General features: G+C 46.4%; 6 protein-coding genes. 5 read left to right on the plus strand and 1 reads right to left on the minus strand.

Features of this window, described 5'->3' with window-relative positions; translation table 11 throughout:
• Positions 1–656: 656 nt before the first annotated feature.
• On the plus strand, positions 657–1,835 hold the full coding sequence (locus LZ23_RS11235) for an ATP-grasp domain-containing protein (RefSeq protein WP_045214236.1): 1,179 nt from the start codon (positions 657–659) through the stop codon (positions 1,833–1,835).
• A 178-nt stretch (positions 1,836–2,013) separates the two neighbouring features.
• On the opposite strand, the gene LZ23_RS11240 is transcribed toward LZ23_RS11235, so the two are convergent.
• Complete coding sequence (locus tag LZ23_RS11240; protein ID WP_052507326.1) at positions 2,014–2,586, minus strand: phage integrase N-terminal SAM-like domain-containing protein; 573 nt, start codon at positions 2,584–2,586, stop codon at positions 2,014–2,016.
• Positions 2,587–2,749: 163 nt separating this feature from the next.
• Between LZ23_RS11240 and LZ23_RS11245 the strand changes: the two genes are divergently transcribed.
• From LZ23_RS11245 to LZ23_RS11265, 4 genes are all read left to right on the plus strand, one after another.
• Positions 2,750–3,556 carry an arsenite methyltransferase gene (locus tag LZ23_RS11245; RefSeq protein ID WP_045214237.1) on the plus strand — a complete coding sequence of 269 codons (807 nt, stop codon included), beginning with the start codon at positions 2,750–2,752 and terminating at the stop codon, positions 3,554–3,556.
• 727 nt (positions 3,557–4,283) lie between these two features.
• Positions 4,284–4,673, plus strand: coding sequence for a hypothetical protein (locus tag LZ23_RS11255; RefSeq protein ID WP_045214239.1), 390 nt, complete (start codon positions 4,284–4,286; stop codon positions 4,671–4,673).
• A 462-nt stretch (positions 4,674–5,135) separates the two neighbouring features.
• The gene (locus LZ23_RS11260; protein ID WP_045214240.1) at positions 5,136–5,456 is read left to right on the plus strand and encodes a hypothetical protein; all 321 of its coding nucleotides are present in this window, start codon (positions 5,136–5,138) and stop codon (positions 5,454–5,456) included.
• A 451-nt stretch (positions 5,457–5,907) separates the two neighbouring features.
• Positions 5,908–6,294: a transposase gene (locus LZ23_RS11265; protein WP_045214242.1), complete on the plus strand. Its 387-nt coding sequence runs from the start codon at positions 5,908–5,910 to the stop codon at positions 6,292–6,294.
• The last annotated feature ends 16 nt before the right edge of the window (positions 6,295–6,310 follow it).

Genomic DNA, 6,310 nt, shown 5'->3' on the forward strand with positions numbered 1-6,310 from the left:
ATTCCCGGCTCTTTTGGTATTTTGAATCAAGCCTGACCAGGGAAGCTCTGCTTGGGATAGCTGTCGTCTGGTAATATGATAATCAGCCGGGCAGGTACAGGCGTTACCTTTCCGTGCTTTTCCCCTTGTCATCCACCCTGATAAATGCTTACATCCCCATTGGTTGGATATAAAAGGACCTGGCCGGAAATCCCAACAGCTTGAACAATTCATCATGAGCAAAAAATCCCTTTCCGAACGTGACATCTGTACCAGGTACATGGACAAAATAAGGGACAGGCTCCTTTTGAGTTTTTGTTGGCAAAGTGTCGACATTGTTGGCTGTGAGGGCGACATCTATCCTGACACATGGGGGTAAAGACTTCGGAGTTTTTAGCGTGGCCCGTGCGGTAGGGTAGGTGTCTTTTCCATCCGCGCAATGGAAGCCGTAGTATCAATATGGACCGGCTCTGAACCGCCAAGGGAAAACCGCCCAGGAAGCGAAAAATGCACGAAACAGATCTCGCAATTCAATCCGGCCGCGTATTTTTTCCCGCGGTCCTGATGATCCATGGCAGCGGCCCGCTGGATGCAGAAATAAGGGACAGGCTACTGTTAAGTTTCTCTACTTATAAATATAATACCTGCTAAACACAAAAGTAAAAAGATTGCTGTTCATGTTTTTCGTAGACAAACCATATATTTCAGATTTCTTTAAAGAGACGTTAAAAGACCATCAGATTCCGGTGGTGGGCACAGAAGCGGCAAATGGGCTGGGTCTTTTGCCGGGAACTAATATTATAAGTGAAAAAAAGGCTGCTGACCTGGCCCGGAGTTCAAGCGATCTGCGCATATACTCGTCCTCGGAAAATGCCCTGAGCTGGATCTCCAGGCACCTTCAGGAGACCCACCTGCCCCAAAAAATCAGGCAATTCAAGGACAAGCTCTTATTCAGGGAGCTTACTAAGGATATGTTTCCGGGCTTTTTTTTCCAGGGAGTTTCAGAAGCAGATCTGGAAGATGTCCAGGCGGAGAAACTGTCCATGCCGTGCATCATAAAACCGGCAGTGGGCTTTTTCAGCATGGGAGTTCACAAAGTCGATACCCCGCAGCAATGGCAGAAGACTGTTAAAGCCATCCGGGCGGAAATAAAAAAGGTGCAGGATATTTATCCCCAGGAGGTCATGGACGCTGAGCGTTTCCTGATAGAAGAGTGCATTACCGGAGAAGAATTCGCAGTGGATGCCTACTATGACATAAACGGCGAGCCTGTAATCTTGTCGATTTTCAAGCATGTCTTTTCTTCGGACGCAGACGTAAGCGACCGGGTTTACACTACCTCTATGGATATAATTCAGAACAACCTCAGGGAATTTACTGATTTCGCCGCAAAAATCGGCCAGGCAACCGGGATAAAAAACTTTCCAGTACATATGGAACTCAGAAAACAGCAGGACGGGCAGATCCTGCCCATAGAGATCAATCCCCTGCGCTTTGGAGGCTGGTGCACCACACCGGACATGACTTTTCAGGCCTGGGGATTCAACCCTTATGTCTACTATTATGAACAGAAAAGACCGGACTGGATCAAGGTCTTGCAGGGCAGGGAAGGCAAGCTGTTCAGCATAATTGTTCTGGACAACTCCACCGGAATAAATGGAAACGACATTTCACGGTTTGACTATGACAGGCTCCTGGCCGGTTTTGAAAAGCCTTTGGAGCTAAGAAAAATAGACTATACCTGCTATCCTGTGTTCGGGTTTGTGTTTGCCGAGACAAAAGAGGATGGTTTTAAAGAGCTGGAATACATCCTGAATTCCGATCTGAAAGAATTTACAGAGACAAAAGAGGTGTAAAAGCAGGCAAAAGCCCCTCGCGCTTCTTTATCCTTAGCAGCCTGTTAGAGTAAAGCACAGGGGGGCAGGTTGATTAAGTTGGTTGCTGGCTATATCCGAAAAATTAGCAGAAAAAAAGAAAGTCCCGTCAAAGTCGTCACCTGGGTCAAATATCAGGGCGATCAAAAATCCAAAGGGCTTATCGCCTCTTATTTGGTCTGGCTTTTGATAGTTGGGTAGATGCCGAGACTTTTTTCTTCTCAGCCAAAAAGGTCAGGAAATCCCTGGCCTCACTACCAGTCAACAGACGACTGTCTTTGCTTCTCACAAAGGCTTGAAACTGCCTGACCCAGCCTGTGTAAGCCCTTAAGGTTTTTGGGGAATAATGCCTGAGAGTAATTTCACCCGAGAGGTCTTTGTAAACACTTCTCCAGTCAGCTCCTGTTATTTTATATTGCTCATCTTTTTCAGAAAGGACTTCTCTTTGATTCACTGTGTCCTGCGTTTCTTCCTTTCTTTGAATAATCTTGTAATAGAGTTTTATAGCCCGGGCTGCTTGACTTTGCTGTAGATCTGTCTGCTTTTTTTCTCGTAATTTTTTAATGAAATGATCAAGGCTGTTCTGGTCAGATTGAACAAAGTTATACTTTTGACAAAAATCAAGATAAAAACGGAGCCATTTTTGATACTCTACCTGCTTTTGCTTGCTAAAAGATTCTTGCTCCAAATGGAGCTGAAAACTGTTTTGCAGGTCAGGAGGGATATTTTTCATACTATGCCTTTATGTATAAAATGAAATTTATCATAATATCATGTTAGAACTTTTATTAGATAAAAATTTTTTATTGTTAAGGGAAAAGCTTTTTGGTAATTATCTGGAAACTATATACTAATTTGTTAGGCCGAAAAGAATTGTTGCAATAATGGAGGTCCAGATGGACAAAAGTAAGAATGACGAAATTCGCGATGCGGTGCGGAAGAACTATGGGAAAATTGCAGCGTCAGGGAATGCGGGCTGTGGTTGCTCGCCTTCATCCTGTTGTGGAACACCGAGCAAAGTGAATTCGGCTGATGTTTCGCTTGGCTTGGGTTACTCCAGTGAGGATGTGGATGCTGTGCCGGAAGGAGCGAACATGGGCCTCGGGTGTGGCAATCCGCAAGCTATCGCTTCCTTGCAACCCGGCGAAACAGTACTCGATCTCGGCAGCGGCGGAGGGTTCGACTCTTTTCTGGCTGCACGAGCCGTTGGCGACAATGGACAGGTTATCGGTGTTGACATGACGCCGGAGATGATCACCACATCCCGTCGGAATGCTGAGAAAGCCGGATTCAGAAATGTCGATTTTCGATTGGGGGAGTTGGAGAATCTTCCAGTTGCCGATGGGATTGTTGATGTTATCATCTCGAATTGTGTAATCAATCTTTCACCCGAAAAACAAAGGGTATTCAGCGAGGCTTTCCGCGTATTGAAATCAGGCGGGCGGCTGGCGATTTCTGATGTTGTAGCCACTGCTGAAATGCCTGAGCCCATAAAGAAAGATATGGCTATGTATACTGGATGCGTGAGCGGCGCATCTTTCATCCCGGAGCTTGAATCCATGTTGCGGCAAGCTGGCTTTCAAAACATACACATCAAACCAAAAGATGAGAGTAAAACCTTTATCCGTGATTGGGCACCTGGAAGCAAGATCGAGGATTATATTGTTTCGGCTACTATTGAAGCAGTAAAGCCGCAGGCCTAACAACCGCATCAACACGGACTGGCAATTCCGCTGCGCTCCATTGCCAGCCGGTTATGCGGGGCGTTATACTTCGTGAAGGTCAGGGTTTAGCGTTCGGATTGGGCCCGCGGTCGAGCAAGAGATCGCGAAGTATGGTAGGATCATCGCGGCTTGCCGCAGTGCCGTGAACACCTCAGGCGCCGTGCTCATCGCCGCAGCCTGACAACGCGAACGGTGTGGAGCTTGAGAGCGCAGCGGGCCCAGCGCTTGTCGCGAGGCCTAATGTCAGGCCGACGGCTGAGTTTTGCTTTGGATATCAGATGGTAGGCCACGAGCAGAGGCCAGGGAGTGCAGCTGGGGCTTGGTATCATAACATCGCGCTGGAGCAGACGGTCCGTCCCTGTCACGGCGCTGGCTGTCGCCAGCGCTGCACCGGACGGCAATTCCGCTGCGCTCCATTGCCGCCGGTGAGCTTGGTCGTTAGCATTCGATATAAATACGTTCATCAAGTAGGAAGTGTATAATTGCTTCAGAAACTAAAAACAGTGCAAATACCAGGTCCATATCATCGGACTGGCCCGCATATTGTCAGCGTCATCAACGAACACACATTGCAGAAAGACGTTTAAAATGACAGATACCAAAGCCAATCCCTGTTTTTGGCACCCATAAGCGCCTGAATCCTGATAAAATGCCACAGAGGGCATTCGGGGTAACATCCATAACAAGATTCAAAAAGGAGGCTGTCATGTCCATGGATATCATTATTTCAAGATCCGTGTTTCTTTTGGTGCTTGTCTGTTCCTCTGCCGCTTTCGCCTGGGAACTTCCTGAAAAGGTATGGGTTAAGCATTCCATGCCTCCAACCTACTGGATGCAATCAGGTGGCATCCTCCAGCAGTCCGGATGCAGCCTGCAACGCTATGACCTTTTCCGGGCAGGTGGTGCGCCCAAAAATATATTCCGGATGGCTGTGATCTGCCCGATAGAGAAAAAATTCTGCGTAATGGTTCTTCCCGATAACCAGCAGGTCAGCACTTTGCCTGTGGATTGTGTCCGAACCCTGCCGGAAAGCTCTGTACATATGGCAGTATCTTCCTTTCTCTACACATCCGGAGACAAAAAACAGACATACTGACAGAACCGTGCATACAAAATCTTATCCGATTACTACCCTGACGCAGCCACAGCTTGCAGGTCGGGTTGTTGCCAACCCCCATGGTGCGAACGGGTAATTGAATGCGGGCAGGCTTAAAGGCCTGCCCCTGCACAGATAATGATTGCCTCTGCCTGCCGCATGACAACACGCATCCTGAAAAGCTCCGTTGGCTTGGGGTCGGACCTAAACAAGTTATTGAACTAATTGAGTAAAGGGTCTCTACATGGCCAAAAAAATGCCTTAGAATGCCGTATCTATTCACCACATTTGCTATAAAATTATTAAAATACCCTGGATTCCGGCGAAAGCCTGAATCCAGTGCATTTGCATAGTCACATACTAAATGTGGTGAACAGTTACAATTTTTTATTGTCAAGGGAAAAGCTTTTTGATAATTTTCAGTAACCTATATACTAATTTGTTATGTTTTAAGGAGGTAGTTTGAGTAACATCGCTGGACGATGGCGTATCAAATGGATGGAAATGTGGGATCAAGACTTTGTTGATCTTGTCGAGCCTGGATATTTCCAGTTCGACGAAGATGGCCTTGGTTTCTTTGTCTTCGGAGCAGTCGAGGGCCAAATTGATTACCGAGTTTCAGATGATGAAAGCCGAGTTGAGTTCTCGTGGTCTGGAAATGATGATGGTCGCGAGAAATCCGGTCGTGGTTGGTTTCAGCTTAAATCTTCACTCTCAGCCCAAGGCGAGTTCTTCATTCATTGTGGAGACGAATCCGCTGTGGAGATCGAATATCAAACATAACCAGGCCATGCACCGGATGCCAAATCCTCCGCTTCGCTCCGCCTTTGCCGCCGCTGATTTTAACGTTAGGCGGGAAACCAAATCGATCCCAGCCCTATTTCTCATTTCTCCCATTTCTATTTCTGCAGAACCCAAGCTGATTTATTTGAAGAGAATAATTAAACTGTCCTCTGAAATCCGGTGCGGCTGGTGCTGACTTGATAAACATTACAGGAAAAAACTCACATGACAACCAACTATACGAATTTGAATCTTCTGCACAGTGGTGACAACTCGGAGGTCTATCGCGCTATACGGATTGCGGACAACCTGCCCGTAGTGTTGAAAACTTATGGCTTATGGGGTCGGACCTAATCAAGTTATTGAGTTGATTGTATAAATATCCTCTATATAGTCTAAAATTGGCCTTAGAATGCCCTTTTTAATGCTCAAAAACCAGTTGTAAGCAAATATGCCCAGAGCCAACAGATATTTTTTGCCTGATCATGTATGGCATATTACACATAGATGCCACAAAAAGGAATTCTTGCTTAAATTCGCCAAGGACCGTAGCACATGGGTAAAATGGTTGTTTGAAGCCAAAAAGAGATACGGGCTACAGATATTGAACTATACGGTTACCTCAAACCATATTCACTTGCTGGTACACGGTCATGAAGACAAAGATGTTATACCCAGGTCTTTACAATTAATAGCTGGCAGAACCGGCCAGGAATACAATCAGAGAAAAAAGCGTAAGGGTGCTTTCTGGGAAGACAGGTATCACGCTACAGCAGTGGATGTTGATGAGCACCTTGTTCGATGTCTGATCTATATAGACCTTCACCCGGTGAAATAGCTTGAGATCATCCTAT

This window comes from Desulfonatronovibrio magnus (genome assembly GCF_000934755.1).
Classification (GTDB): Bacteria; Desulfobacterota; Desulfovibrionia; order Desulfovibrionales; family Desulfonatronovibrionaceae; genus Desulfonatronovibrio; species Desulfonatronovibrio magnus.

What these genes read in the sequence shown, in the direction of transcription:
- LZ23_RS11255 (WP_045214239.1), top strand. Translation starts at nt 4,284, where the DNA reads ATGTCCATGGATATCATTATTTCAAGATCCGTGTTTCTTTTGGTGCTT.
- LZ23_RS11240 (WP_052507326.1), bottom strand. Translation starts at nt 2,586, where the DNA reads ATGAAAAATATCCCTCCTGACCTGCAAAACAGTTTTCAGCTCCATTTG.
- LZ23_RS11235 (WP_045214236.1), top strand. Translation starts at nt 657, where the DNA reads ATGTTTTTCGTAGACAAACCATATATTTCAGATTTCTTTAAAGAGACG.
- LZ23_RS11245 (WP_045214237.1), top strand. Translation starts at nt 2,750, where the DNA reads ATGGACAAAAGTAAGAATGACGAAATTCGCGATGCGGTGCGGAAGAAC.
- LZ23_RS11265 (WP_045214242.1), top strand. Translation starts at nt 5,908, where the DNA reads ATGCCCAGAGCCAACAGATATTTTTTGCCTGATCATGTATGGCATATT.